Origin of the sequence: Niameybacter massiliensis, assembly GCF_001282685.1 — a bacterium.
In the GTDB taxonomy this organism is placed as follows: domain Bacteria; phylum Bacillota; class Clostridia; order Lachnospirales; family Cellulosilyticaceae; genus Holtiella; species Holtiella tumoricola.
Window position 1 is genome coordinate 1,174,475 of record NZ_LN875035.1, and the last position, 19,218, is coordinate 1,193,692.

The 19,218-nt window shown below is 34.0% G+C and carries 19 protein-coding genes; 2 read left to right on the forward strand and 17 right to left on the reverse strand.

Annotated features, from left to right (window positions below):
* Positions 1-44: 44 nt before the first annotated feature.
* The 5 genes from BN2390_RS11145 to BN2390_RS11165 all read right to left on the reverse strand — a co-directional run bounded on the left by BN2390_RS11145 (position 45) and on the right by BN2390_RS11165 (position 5,467).
* The gene (locus BN2390_RS11145) at positions 45-1,100 is read right to left on the reverse strand and encodes a M20/M25/M40 family metallo-hydrolase (protein WP_053984425.1); all 1,056 of its coding nucleotides are present in this window, start codon (positions 1,098-1,100) and stop codon (positions 45-47) included.
* 70 nt (positions 1,101-1,170) lie between these two features.
* A complete protein-coding gene (locus tag BN2390_RS11150) occupies positions 1,171-1,707 on the reverse strand; it encodes an ECF transporter S component (protein WP_053984426.1) in 537 nt (178 codons plus the stop codon).
* Positions 1,708-1,878: 171 nt separating this feature from the next.
* Positions 1,879-2,409, reverse strand: a complete 531-nt coding sequence (locus BN2390_RS11155) for a peptidylprolyl isomerase (protein ID WP_334291894.1) — start codon at positions 2,407-2,409, stop codon at positions 1,879-1,881.
* Positions 2,410-2,655: 246 nt separating this feature from the next.
* Positions 2,656-3,117, reverse strand: a complete 462-nt coding sequence (locus BN2390_RS11160) for a GNAT family N-acetyltransferase (protein ID WP_053984428.1) — start codon at positions 3,115-3,117, stop codon at positions 2,656-2,658.
* Between the two features lie 52 nt (positions 3,118-3,169).
* A complete protein-coding gene (locus tag BN2390_RS11165) occupies positions 3,170-5,467 on the reverse strand; it encodes a glycoside hydrolase family 2 (RefSeq protein WP_053984429.1) in 2,298 nt (765 codons plus the stop codon).
* Between the two features lie 156 nt (positions 5,468-5,623).
* On the opposite strand from BN2390_RS11165, the gene BN2390_RS11170 reads away from it, so the two are divergent.
* Entirely contained in the window at positions 5,624-6,490 is an 867-nt protein-coding gene (locus tag BN2390_RS11170) for an AraC family transcriptional regulator (RefSeq protein ID WP_053984430.1), read from the forward strand.
* 971 nt (positions 6,491-7,461) lie between these two features.
* On the opposite strand, the gene BN2390_RS22345 is transcribed toward BN2390_RS11170, so the two are convergent.
* The 12 genes from BN2390_RS22345 to BN2390_RS11225 form a co-directional block, all read right to left on the reverse strand.
* A complete protein-coding gene (locus BN2390_RS22345) occupies positions 7,462-7,968 on the reverse strand; it encodes a PhoU domain-containing protein (RefSeq protein ID WP_330373750.1) in 507 nt (168 codons plus the stop codon).
* On the reverse strand, positions 7,902-9,104 hold the full coding sequence (locus BN2390_RS11175) for a Na/Pi cotransporter family protein (protein WP_330373751.1): 1,203 nt from the start codon (positions 9,102-9,104) through the stop codon (positions 7,902-7,904). The genes BN2390_RS22345 and BN2390_RS11175 overlap by 67 nt, the downstream gene beginning before the upstream one ends.
* A gap of 163 nt (positions 9,105-9,267) precedes the next feature.
* On the reverse strand, positions 9,268-9,729 hold the full coding sequence (locus BN2390_RS11180) for a DedA family protein (protein WP_053984431.1): 462 nt from the start codon (positions 9,727-9,729) through the stop codon (positions 9,268-9,270).
* Between the two features lie 168 nt (positions 9,730-9,897).
* Positions 9,898-10,137, reverse strand: coding sequence for a hypothetical protein (locus BN2390_RS11185; RefSeq protein ID WP_053984432.1), 240 nt, complete (start codon positions 10,135-10,137; stop codon positions 9,898-9,900).
* A 94-nt stretch (positions 10,138-10,231) separates the two neighbouring features.
* Positions 10,232-11,866: a hypothetical protein gene (locus tag BN2390_RS11190; RefSeq protein WP_053984433.1), complete on the reverse strand. Its 1,635-nt coding sequence runs from the start codon at positions 11,864-11,866 to the stop codon at positions 10,232-10,234.
* Positions 11,867-12,054: 188 nt separating this feature from the next.
* Positions 12,055-12,375: a hypothetical protein gene (locus BN2390_RS11195; protein WP_053984434.1), complete on the reverse strand. Its 321-nt coding sequence runs from the start codon at positions 12,373-12,375 to the stop codon at positions 12,055-12,057.
* 91 nt (positions 12,376-12,466) lie between these two features.
* Positions 12,467-13,510, reverse strand: coding sequence for a HAMP domain-containing sensor histidine kinase (locus BN2390_RS11200; protein WP_053984435.1), 1,044 nt, complete (start codon positions 13,508-13,510; stop codon positions 12,467-12,469).
* Positions 13,503-14,192: a response regulator transcription factor gene (locus BN2390_RS11205; protein ID WP_053984436.1), complete on the reverse strand. Its 690-nt coding sequence runs from the start codon at positions 14,190-14,192 to the stop codon at positions 13,503-13,505. Before BN2390_RS11205 ends, BN2390_RS11200 begins: the two co-directional genes overlap by 8 nt.
* Before the next feature lie 247 nt (positions 14,193-14,439).
* The gene (locus tag BN2390_RS11210) at positions 14,440-14,847 is read right to left on the reverse strand and encodes a hypothetical protein (protein ID WP_053984437.1); all 408 of its coding nucleotides are present in this window, start codon (positions 14,845-14,847) and stop codon (positions 14,440-14,442) included.
* A complete protein-coding gene (locus tag BN2390_RS11215; RefSeq protein WP_053984438.1) occupies positions 14,838-15,755 on the reverse strand; it encodes a ParA family protein in 918 nt (305 codons plus the stop codon). The genes BN2390_RS11210 and BN2390_RS11215 overlap by 10 nt, the downstream gene beginning before the upstream one ends.
* Before the next feature lie 74 nt (positions 15,756-15,829).
* Positions 15,830-16,081, reverse strand: coding sequence for a hypothetical protein (locus BN2390_RS11220; RefSeq protein ID WP_053984439.1), 252 nt, complete (start codon positions 16,079-16,081; stop codon positions 15,830-15,832).
* A 59-nt stretch (positions 16,082-16,140) separates the two neighbouring features.
* On the reverse strand, positions 16,141-17,127 hold the full coding sequence (locus tag BN2390_RS11225; RefSeq protein ID WP_053984440.1) for a S66 family peptidase: 987 nt from the start codon (positions 17,125-17,127) through the stop codon (positions 16,141-16,143).
* 188 nt (positions 17,128-17,315) lie between these two features.
* On the opposite strand from BN2390_RS11225, the gene BN2390_RS11230 reads away from it, so the two are divergent.
* The gene (locus BN2390_RS11230; RefSeq protein ID WP_053984441.1) at positions 17,316-19,154 is read left to right on the forward strand and encodes a glycoside hydrolase family 20 zincin-like fold domain-containing protein; all 1,839 of its coding nucleotides are present in this window, start codon (positions 17,316-17,318) and stop codon (positions 19,152-19,154) included.
* The last annotated feature ends 64 nt before the right edge of the window (positions 19,155-19,218 follow it).

Here is a 19,218-nt window from a genome sequence, read left to right on the forward strand (position 1 = left end):
TAACTTTTCTTAGCTATCTCCTTACTTCTTAAATAGTGTTTACCCTACTCAAGAGGCTTTAAATTCTCTGTTCCATCTAAACTTAAAATCATTTGTACTAATAATTCAATCTCTGTTTCAATATCTTTTAGACTTGCAACTTCACATGGTGCATGCATATATCTAAGTGGAAGTGATACAAGTGCCACCGGCACACCTTTTCCAGTTAATCTAATACGGTCTGCATCAGTACCTGTTGAGCCTGGAGTAAGCTCATATTGAATAGGTAGTTCATTGACTTTAGCTACTTTTTCAAGTAACCCATTAATCTTCTTACTAATTGGTGCACCTTTTGAAAGAATAGGCCCTTTGCCAAGTGCTATCTCGCCACTCTCTTTAGGACTCATATCTGGATGATCTGTTGCAAATGATACATCACAAGCAATCGCCATCGTTGGATTGATATGGCTTGCTGCAAAGTACGCACCACCCATATTGGTTTCTTCATTAACTGTACTTACCGCATAAACAGCAACTTTAGGATCTTTATCTGCAATTCTCCTTAAAACTTCCGCTACAATAAAAGCACCTGTTCTATTATCTAAACCACGTCCTACAATCTTGTCATTTAATAAATACTCATAGTTTGTATCGTAAATAACATAATCACCAATCATTACAAACTTTTCTACTTCTTCTTTCGTATTGGCACCACAATCTATGTATAAGTCACTTACCTCAATCTTATCTTTAGGTCCACCTTTATGTTGAGGCTTCACCCCTACGATTCCTTTAAGTGTCCCCTCATGCCCTAATACTTTTACAGTCATCCCTAATGCTACTTTAGGATTAATGCCACCTGCTTTAGTTACATAAATATAACCATTTGAATCAATATAACTTACCATAAAGGCAATCTCGTCACAGTGACCAGCTAACATTATCTTAAAAGGGTTATCTGGATTTACAGATGCCATCACATTACCTATCATATCTGTTTCTATTTGATGTGCAAAACCTTTTACATAGTCCATCCATACTCTTTGAACGGCTACTTCATCTCCTGATGGAGAAGGTGTTGTAATTAATTGTTCTAAAAATGCTTTTGATGTTGCTTCCATATTATGCCCCCTGCTATCTCTTATTTAAATTTATATATTTTGCTATGCTTTAAACTTACTACGCTTTCTTCTATATCGTTTTATCCATTCTATGAACAGCTGTATGCTTATTTACACCCATTACTACAAGTGGAATAAATACGAGTTGAATGAGAATACCTGGTATACCTGTTACAACAGCGCCTTTTATGAAAAGGAAAGGACTAGGTAATCCAACCATAAAGAATGTGGCAAGAATCCATACCATCATTCCTGATGCTATACGGCCACAAATCATTGCACCTATTAAAGAAACATATACATTTAACTTATACTTTCTAGAGAGTAAACTTGTAACCACTCCATATATTGCAAGCTCCACTAGCATATAAGGTAATACCGGAAACATAGGTGGCATACCTGTGAGTAGTGCACTTAATATAGGCGTTACAATTCCTACGAGTAAAGCATAGGGAGCACTTAGAAAGAACCCTGCCATAATAACTGGTATATGCATAGGTAAGAATACCGGTCCTGCTCCTCCCATCCCATGAAACACCATAGGCAATATAAGACCAATCGCTACAAATATTCCTGATGTCACTAATTGTTTTGTTGAATTTTTCATTTGTATATTACTCCTTATCATACTCTACACTTTTATCTAACTCATTACTTCCACTAAGTTAAATTCTAATGTGTGTATTTTTTACTTAAGTATATATTATCATGAAAAATATAATAGCAAAACCTAAATAAAATAGGACTAGCATATTTACACTAGTCCACTCTTATCTTCCTATTCTCCTACTTTTACAACAGCAGGCACTTCTTCACCATTTGTATCTACAGTAATACTTTCAATCACTACTGGTTCCACTGGTTTATCATTTGAATCTGTTTGTACTTTTTCTAATGCTTCAATCACTTCAATTCCTGAAGTTACTTCTCCAAATGCTGCATATTGCCCATCTAAACCTGCATTGTCAGCTGACATAATAAAGAACTGGCTCCCTGCTGAATCAGGTTGCATACTTCTTGCCATAGAAATAACACCCTTTGTATGTTGAAGATCATTTCCCTCATGTCCATTTCCTGAGAATTCTCCCGGAATACTATATCCTGGTCCACCTGTTCCTACACCTTGTGGATCTCCACCTTGAATCATAAACCCTTCAATAATACGGTGGAAAGTAAGTCCATCATAAAAGCCGCTGTTTGCTAAAGTTACAAAGTTGTTAACTGTATTAGGTGCTTTTTCTGGATAGAGTTCTAATGTTACCGTACCATAATCTTTAACTGTCATTGTAACAATAGGGTTACTTTTCATTGCTTGCACCTGTCCTGTTGGTGCTTTGCTTGATGCAGGGCTTCCACACCCTACAAGTAATGTACTCATACATAAAATCATTGTTGTAAGTAGTTTTCTTTTGTGTCTCATCATTTTCCTCTTCTTTCTTCTTTGACTCCCCTTATTATTATTGTCATTATATCCTATTTTTATATAATTTAAAATATGTAGTCACTTGCTATACGCTTCCCCATATAAAAGAGGCTACTTATAGCAGCCTCTTTACTAAATTTCTTCTTTATAATTTATAACCATGACCTTCTCTTGGTTAATATCCAATTCCCCATTAAAATAAAATCCAAGTTTTTGATATAAATCAATGGCACCTTTATTGGTATCGTAAACACTTAAATAAATTTCATCATATTCATACTTTTTATAGAGATGATGTAATAATAATTTTACGCTTGCTTCCCCATATCCTCTTCTTTGGTAATCGCCTGAGATTAAAAATCTATCTAGCCATACTCTGCCCCATTTGCCTTCTTGCAAAAATAATCCATACATTGCAAACCCAATAGGCACATCTCCATCATATATCCCAACTGGTTCCCATCTAGAATCTTCACTGGCTTCTTTAAGACATTCTTTGGTTGTTTCAATAAAACTTTCTTGTCCTTTTGCTACTCTTAACTCTAAAATTTCTTCGTAGTTACTACTATCAACTTTTCTAATTGCTAGACTCATAGTTCTCACTCCTTATCACCAGGATAAACCCTCGAGTCACTCCAACGTCAAGTTATTTTGCAAAAGATTCAAAGATAATCTCATCTGGTTTAATCGCACAAGATGCATTTTGTTTCCAGTGCATCTGGGCCTTTACTTTAATCATACCTGGTTTTGTAGTTGAACGTACAAACACCCCAGCAATTCCCCCTTCTGGACGAATAGGATTTGCACCTATTGTATCATCTCCTACAATTTCACCTTCTCCTTCTACAGTGAAACGGATAGGATATTGGTCTGCTGTCATTGGTACTACGTTACCTGCATCATCCACTACTTTACAATATACCATAACAAGGTCAGAGCCATCTGCACGAAGTGGAATATCCATAAAGTCCGCTTCTAATTGTAATTTTCTTTGAACCCCTGGAGATTTTCTTGTGGCAGTTGCTACAACTTCTCCATCCACTAATGCTTCAACACGGATTGTAGAACGTTCACGTTGTTTATAGCAATTTCTCACGTTTTTGAAAGTAAATGGTGGATGTTTTACTGCTACTTCATCTGGACCAATTTCTTCTACTAATTCATCATTATGGTATAAGCGTACACGTTCAGCATTAGAGTATACTGTTACATCGTTAGAACTAATCTCTGACCAATAATTTGCAATAAAGAGTACTACACCTGCTTCTTCAATATCTTGTTGACTTTGGTAGAAGTAATAGGTAAACTTCGGTACACGGTATAAATCAAGTGTTCCACCCCAGCAAGGTGTAACTTGGTAGCCACGATTATGCTCTATACCTGGCCACACACCATATCCACAAATTTTATCATCATTGACCATATTCACGTAGTTTTGTCTACGACATTGAGGATCTAGCCCTATAGAACGATCAACTGCTCTTAGCATGCCTTCTTCTCCCCATCCTCTTGGTGTACGCCATGCACAACTTTGATTATCCCAATCATCTGGTCTATCATTATACTCTCTTACCCATACTGGTACATGTTCCTTATTGCTTAACTCATATTCATCCCCTTCAGGATCTAACATATTTTCATCAAACTCTTTGTATTGAATATCTGTTGGACCATTATCAGATGCTGTATAACAATCCTCATATGGATATTCTTCATGCACAATATGTTGAAGTGCCTGCTTAAAATCTTCTGACATAAAACTTTCATTCAACATTGGCTCCCAAATAATAATACATGGATTATTACGTTGCCATCTAATCATATCCCGCACATTGGCTTGTGCACGTTGTGCAAAGATTCCTTCTTTGAACCATTGCCACCCTGGTGCACTTACAATAAGTGTAAGACCATATTCATTACATGCATCAACAAATGCTGGTGTCAAAGGATAATGTGAACGAATATTTTTAAATCCAGCTTGACGTAACTTTAAAGCATCACGTCGAAGTACACTCTCTGGAAGTGCATTTCCAATATAAACATGTGTATGATGATAGTTAGCTCCTGAGATTCTCCTTGAAACTCCATTAAAAATAATACCTTGATCATATGTAAATTTAAATGTTCTAATCCCAATCTTAGTAGTTATTTCATCATATACTACACCCTCACAACGTACTGTAGTTACAAGCTCATATAAATAGGGTGTCTCTGGGCTCCAAAGCTCGGGATGTTCTACTTTTAATTCTTGTTCAAAGTGCTGTGCTTTATCATTTTTTAAAGTCACACAAGATTTAGTACTAGAAATGCATGTACCTCTTATATCAATAATCTGTTGCTCTATTTCAAAGTTTTTTTCTTCTTGTGTTTCATTCTGTACATGTGTTTTTACATTTACAAGAGCACTTTCATGTGTTACATCTTTGTAAGATACAAAGATTCCACCCCCTGCCACTTCATTTGCAAGTAATGCATGAGTAATGTGTAATGGCTCTACAAAGTAAAGTCTTGCTTCTCTATATAATCCACCATCATAAGTAAAATCTAATGTACCTTGTGGTCTACCTGGTGGTACATCTTCATTATCTGAATTATCCAGTTCAACTTTGATTTCGTTGATTTCTCCCCACTTAATATATGCTGTAATATTTTGAACAAGTGGTGTATAACCACAGTAATGTGTTTTAACAAGTTCTCCATTAATATAGAGTTTACTTACACCCATTGCCCCATCAAATTCAATAATCACTTTTTTATACTGAAGCTCAAGTGGCATCATCATTTCTTTATAGTAAGTACATAAACCTTGATAATTAATACAACCGCTTGAAATAGCAGGTGTAAGTTCTACTGTATGAGGTAAATGCACTTTTTTTGTTTGTCTCTCTTCACTCCCAAGTTGGAATGACCAATCATTATTTAAGTTTTGAATTATTCTTGTCATGTTTTTATACTCCTATTTTTTTACTTCTCTCTCCCTTATCTTAATCTATCTCTTACTAGGAGCACATTTCTTTTTGTAGCCTTCCTATATACATTTGTATTATTTTGCAGAATCCTTTATCATACTATTAATAGATTGATTAAGGACGGACATAAAATGAGTACCAATAAAATAGACTTTTTAAATAAAAAACGTTATAACATTGATTTAAATCTTTATACCTGTGGCCATGAAAAATGTCCACCTTCTATGCGCATTGGTCCTATACCACGCTATCACTATATTATCCACTATGTCGTTAGTGGAAAAGGCACTTTTGAGATTAACAATCAAATCTATTGTGTAGGCCCTGGTCAAGGTTTTCTCATAGAACCTGATATTCTTACTACTTATGAATCAGATTCCGAAGAACCTTGGGAATATATGTGGATTGGTTTTGTAGGGAGTAAGGCTAAGGAATATCTAGACCGTGCAAATCTTTCTTCTCATTCACCTATTTTTACTTATCATAAAGGAGATGCGCTAGAACGTTGTCTTAGTCAAACAGTCAAAAATCTAACTCTTGGACGTAATAATGACATCCTTCTTAACTCTAACCTTTATGAATTTATGTACTTATTAGTTGATAATAATGACACTACACCGCCTATACCTACCCTAGGCAAGGCCCAACAAGCATATATCGAACAAGCTATGCTCTTTTGTGAGAATAACTTCCATACTGCTATAACTGTTCAGGATGTCGCAGATCATATTAAAATCAATCGTACTTACCTTAATAAACTTTTTCACGAATATATCGGGAAATCCCCGAAGCAATTTCTTATGGAATTACGTATGAATAAAGCCTGTAAGCTGTTACTTGAAACAGGGCTAGATGTCTATACTATTGCCACCGAAGTAGGCTATCACAACCAATTTCAATTCTCTAAAATCTTTAAAAAATATAAAAGCGTCTCTCCTTCTGAGTATAGACGCCAAGTACCTACGGAATGGTTTTTGATTGATCCTTCTGAACGTTAGTAAGGGCAGTTAGTGCTACAAATAAATATTTGTTTAAGTGAGGGGGTGCTTATATTTAGTCTACTTACGTGAGTTGGCTAGGTGGATTCTCCTCCACCTGCTACACTCCGCTTTCAGAGAAATGTAATTCATTCAAAAATAATAACGGTGTGAACTCGCTACGCTCAAACAGCACACCTAAAATCATTATTTTTTTATTTCGAACATTTCTTATCTGAAAGCTACGTAGGCAGGTTCCGAAGAACGCACCTAGCCAGCTCACTGAATCAAGTTTACGAATATGCCTCCCTCACTTTGTGGACTGCGCCGGCAGAGAGATTACTAAACTGCATGTAGCTTATATTCTAAATCCATCCTCGAAAAAAGCTCCATGGAGGTCACCCACGCATCACCGCCCTCTTCTACTCAGTTAGGTAAGTTTTCACTTCTAGTGACACGCCCTGGAGAGGAAAGAAGAGAAAACATCTCTTCTTTGGAAAGAAAACTTCCAAGTATTTGATAAGGTTTCTTTCTAGTTTGTTTCTGAGCTCAACCTATCCTAAAAGGTGAGCGTTAGCAAAGCTACTGTGAAGCCTTGCATGTCTCAATGTCTTTTGTTACTGAGTTAAGTAAGATACACTTTGTAGAATTAATAGTACTTTTGATCTAAACTCGGAAATGATTAGGCACTTTCACATGAAGGATGTTTAGAAAATGGATCATGTAGTTTAGCTGTCTCTCTACCGGAAGGGTCTATAATGTGATGGGCTGTAAGGTCAGTTATTGTATGGAAACTTTCTCCGCAGACTTTTTAGAGAGGCTTAGTGAGTAGAATCAAACTGGTTTTAGGGAAATGTTTGAAGAAAAGTGCACTTCTTTTCTGAGTTTTGACCGTTAGTTTGATGAAATGAACTTAGCCTCTCTTAAAAGGCGAGGACTAGAAGTTGGAATACAATAAGCTTGCCTACATGCCCTCACACCTAACCAAATATTTATTTCGCTAATACGACTTGTGCAATATTAATAGCATGGTCTGAAATACGTTCCATATTACTAATGGTATCTATAAATACAATACCTGCTGTAGGATCACATGTATTCTGAACTAAGCGTTTGATATGGGTAGAACGCATAGTTTTTTCCATATCATCTACTTGATCTTCTAATCCTAATGCTTTTTCCGCTAAACCAGAATCTCCTGATGCATATGCTTTGATAGCAGATTCTAAACACTTCAATCCTGTCTGGGTAATCATGATAAGTTCTTTTTTTGCATCTTCTGTAAACGTAGAATCACTATCTATTAAATCTTGAGCAAGCTCTGCAATATTATCCGCATGATCTCCCACTCTTTCAATATCACTTATAATATGAAAAAGATTTGTAACACTTAAAGATTCCTCTTCTGAAAGGGAAACGTTACTTAGTTTAACTAAATATTGATTAATTCCTTTTTGTAATTCATTAATTTCTCTTTCTTTAGCAAAAACTTGTTCCATCTTATCAGCATTTTTTCAAATAAGGCTTGAATAGCTATTTTCACATTGTGTTGTGCAAGTTCACCCATATGCACAACTTCCTTAATGGCATTTTCTAAGGCAAATGCAGGAGTTTCAAACATACGTTCATCTAAATGTTGTAATTCTCCTGGCTTAGCTTCTCCTTTTCCTTTAACAAGATGTTCTGCAAGATATACAAGTGTACCTGCAAATGGGAAAAGTACAATAGTATTTACTACGTTAAAGATAGTATGAACAACACTGATTTCTGTTACCGTAATAATACGGTTCCCAAGACCTGGAACAACAAATTTAAATAGTACAACAGCAATAATACCAAAGATAACAGAGCCTAAAAAATTGAAAATAAAGTGGATAGCTGCTGCTCTTTTTGCATTTAAGGTTGCACCTATACTAGATAAAATAGCTGTAATACATGTTCCTATATTTTGACCAAGTATAATATAAATAGCTGAACTCCAAGGTACAAGACCTGCTAAAGCCAATGCCTGTAAAATACCTACTGAAGCTGATGAACTTTGAATAATTGCTGTAACACCAGCACCTACTAAAATACCTAAAATAGGGTTATGTCCAATGACAACAAACATGTTCTTGACTTCTTCTAGCTCACGAAGTGGTTTAGCCGCAGCACTCATAGAATCTAAACCTAAAAATAGTGCCCCAAAACCAAATAGTATTTCTCCTATATGTTTAATTTTATCTTCTCTTGCAAACATCAGAAGTCCTACACCTATAGCAATGCATAGTGGTGCAATTACCGATGGTTTTAAGAACTTTGTCCATTCTCCTAATGAAACGATCCATGCTGTAATTGTTGTTCCTATATTCGCTCCCATAATAACGCCTACAGCTTGTTTTAGAGACATAAGACCTGCATTAACAAATCCAACAACCATAACTGTTGTAGCTGATGAACTTTGAATTAGTGCTGTTACTCCAGCGCCTACTAATACGCCTAAGAAGCGGTTACTTGTTAAAATACTTAATAACTTTTTCATTTTAGGCCCAGCAGCTTTTTGTAACCCCTCTCCCATATACTCCATACCAAAGAGAAATAGGCCCAAACCGCCTATAAAGGTCAATCCCACATCTAGCCAATCAACTTGATTCATACATTTTACTCCTTACCTTTATCATATGTTACAATCAATTTCTACTTAATATGTCCACATTCAAGGTAAAATATCTCATTTTTGTTCTCTAAAACAAAAAATCGTAGTTATCTATCTGATAACCACGATTTTTCTCTATCTATGCTCTTTGTGAAACTACTACTTAGCTCATAACAGTTAGGATATATCCAGCTAATACAAGTACCCCATTCCATAAAATAATACCTAATGTTGAATAGCATACAAACGCTGCAAAGTTAACTCTAAATGTACCCGCCATTAATGAAATAACAGTTCTTGCACCTGGAATAACTCTCCCTATGCAGCATGCCCTATTTCCATATTGAGAGACTAATACATTGGCTTTATCCAATGACTTCCTAAGTCCCTTAAACTTTTTATAAAGTACATCATATATCTTAGGTCCAATCATAATTACCACTAAATAATATGTAATGTTTCCTAGAATACTTCCTAGAATAGTAATGAACAATATACTTATAAGCTTTATATTTCCTTCTGCTGCCATAATTCCTACCGTAGGGAGTATAACTATTGCCGGAATCCCTGTTAAATTTAATCCTTCTAAAATCATAATAAAGAAAATTATCATCTGAATAGTCATCTTACTAACCTCTTCTACCATTCTTTATGAATTTAGCATACCATTGCCTACGTAATATTTCCAACACTTTTTCACATCCTCACTTTAATCTACATGACTAAACAAATAAATCTTGGTTGATAAACTGCTCAACCAAGATTTATTTAAAAGGGATATGAATACTTATACCTATATAATTTTCCTTACATCTTCAAGCTTACATGGCTTAATATAACGATCTTTGCTACTTGTAATCACTAATTCTAAAACATCATTTTTAATTCTATACACTTTACCTTTTAATTTTGTACCTATCACATTTACAGGTGTCCCCAGTTTCACTTGTTTAATGTCATTGGCCTCACATGTGCAAGCATTTTCTTCATGAAAAACTTTTCTACATACGTTACAAAAATACACTTTCTTCATTTTCTTTTCCCCCTAGAATGTTTTTTTAAGGCTTGTATAAAAAATCTAGTTATTCTATTTATAATAAGGAAATTGAAAATGTATGCCTATTTTTTTATTCCCATAAATGTGATGGAATAAAACCAAATAATACTGGAGCAGCAGACCCATTGGGAAGCATATAGGTCCATTCAACAGATTTATTAGCTTTAGCCTTGCCAATTAATGCTGCTACTTTTTTACTATTTAATACCTCTTCATTGGGTACATCAAAAATAGTCTCTGTATTCCACTTAATACTTCCTAAATACCCCCCACCTCTTGCATTTAGGATAATCCCCATATCCTCTGACGAGGTTAACTGAATTTTAATTGGTAAGCCATAATTTCCACGATTAAGGGTCGTTTCTCCTGTTAAGGCATCGTATCCAGCTAGCCACTCATCAGCTTGTCCTCCTAGAACAATTTTTCCATAGGTATCTAGGTCTTTTATATTTACAGTATAATTTCTCTCAATTACATCAAAAGTACCTCTAATATGGCCATCTCGTTCTAAAGGTTTTAGCATAGAAACATATTCTATAGGCGTTGCTACGTCTACCGTATATACTGTCCAAACCACTTCCTCGTCACTCTCAAAGTCAAAGGTTCCGGATATAACTTCATCCTTTTCCCATCCTTTAATGGTGGAGCTATCATAAATACAAGTTAGTTCTCCTGGCTTAACTGTATAAACTTCTTCTTTGTTCCCTACAAAGAATTGTTTCACTGCTTCTTGTCCCATCTTCAATATATTTTTATGAGGTTGTTGAATAGCGTAGTCTTTCACTTTTACTTCAACAGGTTGATCCCCATTTGTTGTTGCAACTACGATTAACTTTTTGGTTACAGATGTATTATTTAAGTGGTGAACCACTAAACGTCCAATACCTTTACTTACATCTTGGTAAAGGATACCGCTACTAGATACCACCTCAGGGGAATTACTTACAATTAAAGTCCCAGGTACGTCTTGAACCTCTATATCTTCTAACACGTCAAAGGTATTATAGTCTTTGTCTATATAATCTTCGATAAGGTCTCCTGGCTTCCCTCTATTAAAGAGGTAACTTCCGTTTCGTTTAATCATTTCATTACTTACTTCTACTGTACAACTAGCTTTATTGGACCAATTTCCCCATTCATCTTGAATTTCTAAGCTTATTTCATAAGTTCCTGCCTTATTAAAATATCTAGGTTTACTCATTACAAGGCTTCCACCTGTAGTTACGTTTTTATAACGCCATCTTTGACTTTTAATGGTTAAATCATTAGGATTATTCAGTTCAAATACAAAATTTAACTTTTCACCAATATCATAAAGGGTTTGTTCCAGTTTAAAATCCGTAATTTCTAATACTTGTGTTTCTTTAACTTCAATTTTGCGGCTTATCCATTCACTCCAAGTTCCTTCAGCGTCCTTTGCTCGAAGAAAGACTTCTATGATTCCTGGTTGAACATTCTTTAATAATGTTGAAATATTATTTGCTTTTTTATATTCTCCATCTACAATCCGTTTCCACTCTTTTTGTGTAATCTTCAGTCCTTTTGGACTGTAGCTCCCTTCTTTTACTTTAATCGGTTCATCAACTTGATATGATTCTTTTTCAAAGCTAAATAATGCCACTGGTTTCTCTTCATTTGCATATAAAGCTATCGGTAGCATCAAGCATACAAGTACTACCACAATCATTGTCTTTAGTTTATTCATCAGGGCCCCCTACTCTCTTATTTCTTTTATTATATCCAACTCTTACCATAAAATAAATAACCTAATCTCTTTATCCAACATAAGTTGACATTTTAAGAGATTAGGTTAATCTTATAACAACCAAATTATTAAGCTATAATATTATATTGACCCTTTTTAATGCTTTTTATTTGTATATTATAGCAATTTTAAAAGAAAAATAATTTTAGTAATCCTAAAATTACAGATACTGTAACAAGATATTTAGCTATTTTATCTTTTTGTGGACTTTTCACTTTTAAAATAATCCCAGCAACAGCTAAAATTCCAAATACCCAACTTATAATAATCTCTATAGTATAATTACTTGGTAAGCTAGTTGCACTAATAAAAGCAATAAACATACCCAATACTGCTACAATATAGAAAAAGATATTTTGTACTTTTGTTTTTTTTGAAAGAAATAAAAAAGTAATACATAAACCTGATACAACAGCTAATGCTGTAAACATAATAAGTAATAATTCCATAATAATCACTCCTAATCTTTATTAATGATGGATTCATTATAGGAAAAACTTCTGTATTTTTCCCCTATCTAATTCTGAAGAATTCTGAAGACTACAGGTGTAATGCTATGGCTATTTCATAAATACCCTCTTCTTCTACAATACTCACTGTTCCTCTATACTTCTTAGCCAACTGTTTTATATTTCTAAGGCCTATTCCATGACTTTCTATAGTCTTATTCGGATCAATGCGTATCGTATTTTTCTCTATTAACTCTAAGATATCATTCTTCCTTCTCACAACTAACTCTATTGACTTGGTCGATTCAGCGTATTTTATAATGTTCGAACTTAAATTATCAAATATCCGTACCATATCTTGTGGATGAAGCCTAGTCTTAAATTCACCTAATGACTCGAGCATCACTTCCACTTTGAATCCCTCATCTTCTAAAATATCTTCATATTCTTGTATAAGTTGTTCTACTAATAGATGTCCATCGAAAACTTCCTCTGTAACTAATACACCTGTAGACCTATCTGTATCAAATAATAACTCAATCAGTTCCTTTATTTGAAACGCCTTACTTTGAATAATCCCTATATAATCTTCTAGTTTTTCTGTGCTATCATATCTTTTATGTTGAATAAAATCAGAATATGAAATAATTGCAGTAAGTGGTGTTCTTATATCATGAGAAAGTGACTGTATCAACTCTATCCTTTCCTTTTTCAACTCTTCTTCTTTTTGCATATAACTCTCTAATGTCTGTGCTAAATGATTAAGACTATTGGCAAGATCTGATATTTCATCCTCTCCTGTTACATCTATTCTGTAAGATAAATCTCCACCTTCTAGCTTTTGTATAGCTGTATTAATTTCTAAAATATAAGCAAATCTTTGTCCTATCAAAAATAGGACAATACCAAGAAATACTATAATTGCTCCTATAAAACTTACACCATCTATGACACTCAAAATATTATCATTAACCTCAATTTGCTCCCCATAAAATCCATAAAGCTGTATCTTTGTAACGATTGAATAAGACATATTGTACAAAAATCCAAAAGAAAAAAGAGCAATGATTAAGGACAATACTATATGACCTACAAACATTAACGATAGCTTTGGTATTTTATATTTTTTAATCAATATAATACCCCTTTCCCCATGCTGTTTTAATATATCTTGGATTTCTATTATCCTTTTCTATTTTCTTCCTTAAATTTTTAATATGAACCATCACAGCATTATCTCCTACTGCATCTTCCCCCCATACACTTGCAAAAATATTATCTATCGAGAAGATTTTTTTACGATGGGTAATAAGTAGTTCTAGAATTTTATATTCTGTATGGGTCAGTATAATAGGTTGTCCACTTATCAAAACAGATTCTGTATCCACATTAACTTCTAAATCCTCTATTTGAATCTGAGAATGATTCATTTCAACTTGTGGTTGGTAAATATAATAACGTCTGAGTAATGCTTTTACTCTTAAGAGTAGTTCCGAATTAGAAAATGGCTTCGTGATATAATCATCACCGCCTGCTGAAAACCCCATTGTTTTATCTGATTCTTGGGAGTGGGCTGTTAAGAATAAGATAGGTGCAAACGTTTTTTTACGTATTTCTGAAGCTGCAATAAATCCTGATTTACGTGGCATACTTACATCTAAAATAATGAGATTAATATTTTTATCTGCCTTTTCCACTGCCTCTATGCCATCACATGCTACGATGACATCGAATCCCTCACCCGCTAATAGTATATTAAGAATTTCTCTAATTTCCTGATCATCATCTGCTACTAGTATAGTATTATTCTTGTTCATATATTTTCCTTTCTACACAAGAGTTCTACTTGTTCTCTTAGTCTGAGTATACACATCCTTTGTTTTCTTAGCAACGTTCACCCGCCTACTCATACTTAGATATTATAGCAGCATCAACCTTCTATAATATAAGAAAGTCCTATGAGCAAATATACCAACAAAGTATTTACTTCATAGGACTTTCTTACTTTTCTTTACTTAAATATACTTAGAAGCTTAATTTTCAGCTTCTTCCACACTTCTAGATTTATTTTCCTTTATTGCCTAGTACTTGTATTTTCAGCTTATTTCCTACTACTTCTTCAACTATCTTATATATAATTTTCTCTTTAGTATCTCGACTTTGTATGTAAATACTCCATGCATTTCCTAAATCTTTGAGTTGCTGTTTATTAAACTTTAAACTTTGCAAGTACTCAATTGCTTCTTCATAAGAATCCATTATCTTTAGTTTTTGCTCGTAAGATTTATACGTTTCTTGCCAAATAATTTCTTTTTTATTTTCTTTTTTTACCTTTTTAGCTGATAAGCTCGGTTGTAATGTAAGTATATACTCTCCTGCTAACCACCTTTTGAAAGTAGTCTCATCTAAGCCTTCTATAAATTCAAGTGCCATTCGACACCCTTGTAGTGTCTCTTGATGACTTATTGACATGATAGATCCCCCATACGTTCAATTACTTCGTTAACTAAATCCTTAAACTCATCAGCAAGTTTCTTTTCTACAGACATTGTTTTTTCTCTTAGAATAACAGGAATTTTACTCTCTTGCCCCATAACCGTTTGGTTAAAACGTATACGTGTCTTAAAATACTTTAATCCTTGTTCCTTAATACTCTTTTCATACTGTCTATTCACAGTAATTAACTCATCCCCATTACTTTGTACCATTGTTGCTACCGTCCCCATCAACAGAGTCTTAACTGGATGATATGGTAAATTAAAGTAAGCAATATTCTTATTGGACTCTTTTATTAATTCTTCTATATGCCCTTTTAATGTAAGTCCTCCCAAACTAGACAAATGATCTAGCCTAGTTGGTACTAAATAATAATCACTTGCCACAATAGCACTTTGAGTAATAATTCCAAAACTAGGCTGACAGTCAATAAGAATAATATCAAATTCTTTCTTCAGCGATTCCAACCCATCATCTAGCAAATATAATGTTGCAAGCTTATTACCAGCTTCTTTCCTTCTATTTCTACCTAACAGCCCTTGTGCTAGTTCAATTTCTACCTTAAATAAATCTGTATGTGAAGAAACAATCGTTACCGGTACTTTTAAGTACTTATTTACTTCCAAATCTCTTATAAAAAGATTTTTAAAAGACATATATTTGCTATTCAAATAATTATCATACCAATTCTTAATTGTACGCTGCTCCTTATACTTATTAGCCCATTCAGATACCGAAACAAATGAAAATGTAAGGCTAGCTTGTGGATCCAAATCTATTACTAACACCCTATAGCCTTTCATAGCTAATCCTACAGTAAGATTAGCTACAACACTTGTTTTTCCCACACCACCTTTATAATTAACAACTGAAATAACTTCCAATAACATTCCCCCTTTAATTTGCCTCTCTTCTTCTATATATATATGGCTACATAAAAGGGAAATATGTGTAACCTTTAAGTTCTATAAAATTGTTGGTGATTATAGTCTTTCATAAGTTCTGTGTATTCACCTAATATCTTTTGATATTTCATATAATCTTTTTCTTTTAGATTACCTTTTTTATAATGTTCTTCTATCAGGCTAATTGCCTCTTTTCTTGCTTCAATGGCTAAATCTTTATAATTATTTTCTAAGTAAAGCTTTAAGTCATTTATTTGTGTTTCAATTTGAATTTTAATTTGTCTTTTTATTTTATTTCCAAACATATCGCTATCTCTCTACCTTACTATTTATTATTTAAAATTCTATACGTCCAAAGGATTTTTCACAATATAGTAATAACTTTGTTGGTTGCATCCAATTCAATTTCACAGCCAATAGGGAGTGTATACATAGGATGTGTATGGCTACAATCAAATTCTGCTAAGAAAGGTATCTGCCTACCATTTAATACTTCTAATAGCACATCATAAGGTTTACGTCCTGTATTTCCATCTTTAAAAAGTTCATGTTTACCTAATATAATTCCAGATACTCTATCTAGCACTCCAGATACTTTCAAGAGTGAAAAACTTCGCTCAATAGTTGCAATATCTTTTAAGGAATCTTCTATAAAAAGTATATCTCCTTCCTTTATCTCAGGCATATACTCACTTCCCCAAATACCTTCCATAGTATTTAGATTTCCCCCTATTAGCCTTCCTTGTGCTACACCCTCATATACCGTAACTAATTGATTTATATACTGAACTTTCTTTCTAGTTTGCTCTTCCCAGTTAATCATTTCATCGGTCCAAAATTCTGGTGGATTAAGTTTATACGGGAACACTGTATTCTCTATAAGTACCTCCTTAAAATAATCATATGTCATTGATACAAATGGATCAAGTTCACCAAATGAAGCTACTAATGCTGGCCCATAAAAAGTATTGATTCCTGTTTTGCTATAAATAGCAAGCAATATTGCTGTAACATCTGAATAACCTATAATTATTTTAGGATTTTGTTTAAAAGCTTCATAATCTATATATGGCAAAATAGAGTTCGAATTCATTCCACCTATAGTAGACATGATACACTTAATTTCAGGATTTCTAATAAGCTCATTCAGTTCCTCTGCTCGTTCTTGTATTGTCCCTGATCTATAAAAATCTGTTTTTCCTGTTAAACTCCCTTTTACGATATGAAAACCTTTAGCTTCTAAAAATTCAATAGCACGTTGAAATCGAACAGGACAATGATATGTTATGGGAGAAGATGGCGAAAATATCCCAACACCGTCTCCTGGCTGTAGCTTTAATAAGTTTTTCATAAATGAATTACTCCTTATAACTTGTAGATTTTATCTTAATATATTGTTTTTTATTATATATTAATAGGCTTATTTATGAAACCGAAAATAATTTTACTATAATTTTAGTGTATTTTTAATGAATTTATTAATGTTTTCTTATATACTAAATAAGTACTTACTTTATCACATAATTCAAGGAGATTTTTATGAACTATAATATTATTCCTGAACTCAAAAAAGTATCACTTACTAATCAGTCTATAACTTTAAACGACTACATACTTACAGACGAACTTAAAACCTTTATTCCTGTCTGTGAAGAAGTGCTTCAAGCAGGTTCTTATACCGGTACAGGTACTAAACCTATTGTCTACAAAATAGTAACTTACGCTCATGAAGAAGGTTATATTTTAACACTTACTGAAGAAAGCATTACAATTGAAGCCTCTTCTTTTAGCGGTGTATTTTATGGTCTAATGACATTATCTGAACTAGATCGTCTAAATCATGGGGCACTTACATCCGGAGTGATCGAAGATTATCCAGATATGGATTATCGCTCTCTCTCTGATGATATTTCTCGTGGTCAAGTTTCTACTTTTGAACATTTCAAAACCATTATCAGACGCTTAGCACGTTACAAATATAATGTGTATATGCCATATATTGAAGATGTTTTCAAGCTTAAATGCTGCCCTGACTGGGGTAAATACTCTGACGGCTTAACAGGTGATGAATGGTATGCAATATCTCAATATGCTAAAACGTATAATATCAGTGTACGCCCAATTATTAATTTACTTGGTCACTTTGATAAAAATGCTGCCATTGCGTCACTTCAACCGATTACTATTCACAACGAAAAAGATATGCCAACCAGCGTTATTGATCCATTAAATCCAGATGTTAAACCACTTATTCAAAATATTTTAGACGAAGTCATTGAAGCTTTTGGTCCTGGTGTAATCCACGTAGGTGGTGATGAGCCTTGTGCTATTACTGAAGTTTATGGCAAAGAAAGAGGTGGACAACTTTTCATTGACCACTTTACATGGATTCATGATGAGCTTAAAAAGCGTGGCTGCTCTATGATGATGTATGCTGACTTCTTTGCGCCACCATGGGGTGACTATGCAGTAGGGCTTGATCGTGCTCTTGAACTTCCAAAAGGGATTAACTTTGTATTCTGGGATTATGCACCACGTACAAGCTACCCTTATGTAGAAAAATTACATGAAATTGGTCTTACAGTAAGTGTGTCTCCTGGTACTTGGTCATGGAATCGCTTTGCTTGTGATATGAAAGTATGTTGGGACAATACTGCAGGACTTCTTCGTGCCGCTAACGGTAACTCTACACATATGATTATGTCTTGTTGGGGAGATGGTGGAGACTGTTCTCGCGAACTGAACTGGCCAGGATTACTTATTGGCGCAAACTGTTCTTGGGCTACCCAAACGAACTATACTTTTGAACAATTTTATGATATCTATCATGCTGTATTCTTAGGATTAAATCGCGAAGAAGCTGCAGCTTTATATTCTGTATATCACTATGATCGTGTATTAGGCTTAGAAGATAACTTTATTTTCAAAAATGAAATGTATAAATGTGCTTTACAACCAATTACTTTCCAAGCTCGTGAAAAAGCACACCTCCTGATTCCAGAAATGGAAAAAGCTTTAGCAGCTATTAAAGTTTTCAAAACAAAAGTAGAAGAAAAAACAGTAATAGATGCTCTATACTTAAGTGCAAAACGTATTCTCTTTACAGCAAAAAAAATTACTATGCTTCCTTGGCAACAACCTAAAAATCGTGAAGAAGCAAAAGCTTATATCACAGATATCTTAGAACTTGCTGCAGAACTTGAAACAGTACATCAATATCATGAAAAAGTTTGGTTTGATACAAATCGCTTGTCTGACTGGAACTATGTAGATATGCTTTATCTTGATTTAAAAGATGAGCTTACTCGTCTTGCTAGACATATGGCAAATGATAAAGATTTTAATAAAAACTTAGCCCATCACGTTTTCCAAGGCTAAAATAAAATGTCCTCTAAGCTTTACTTAGAGGACATTTTATTATATATTGTATACTCTACTCCAT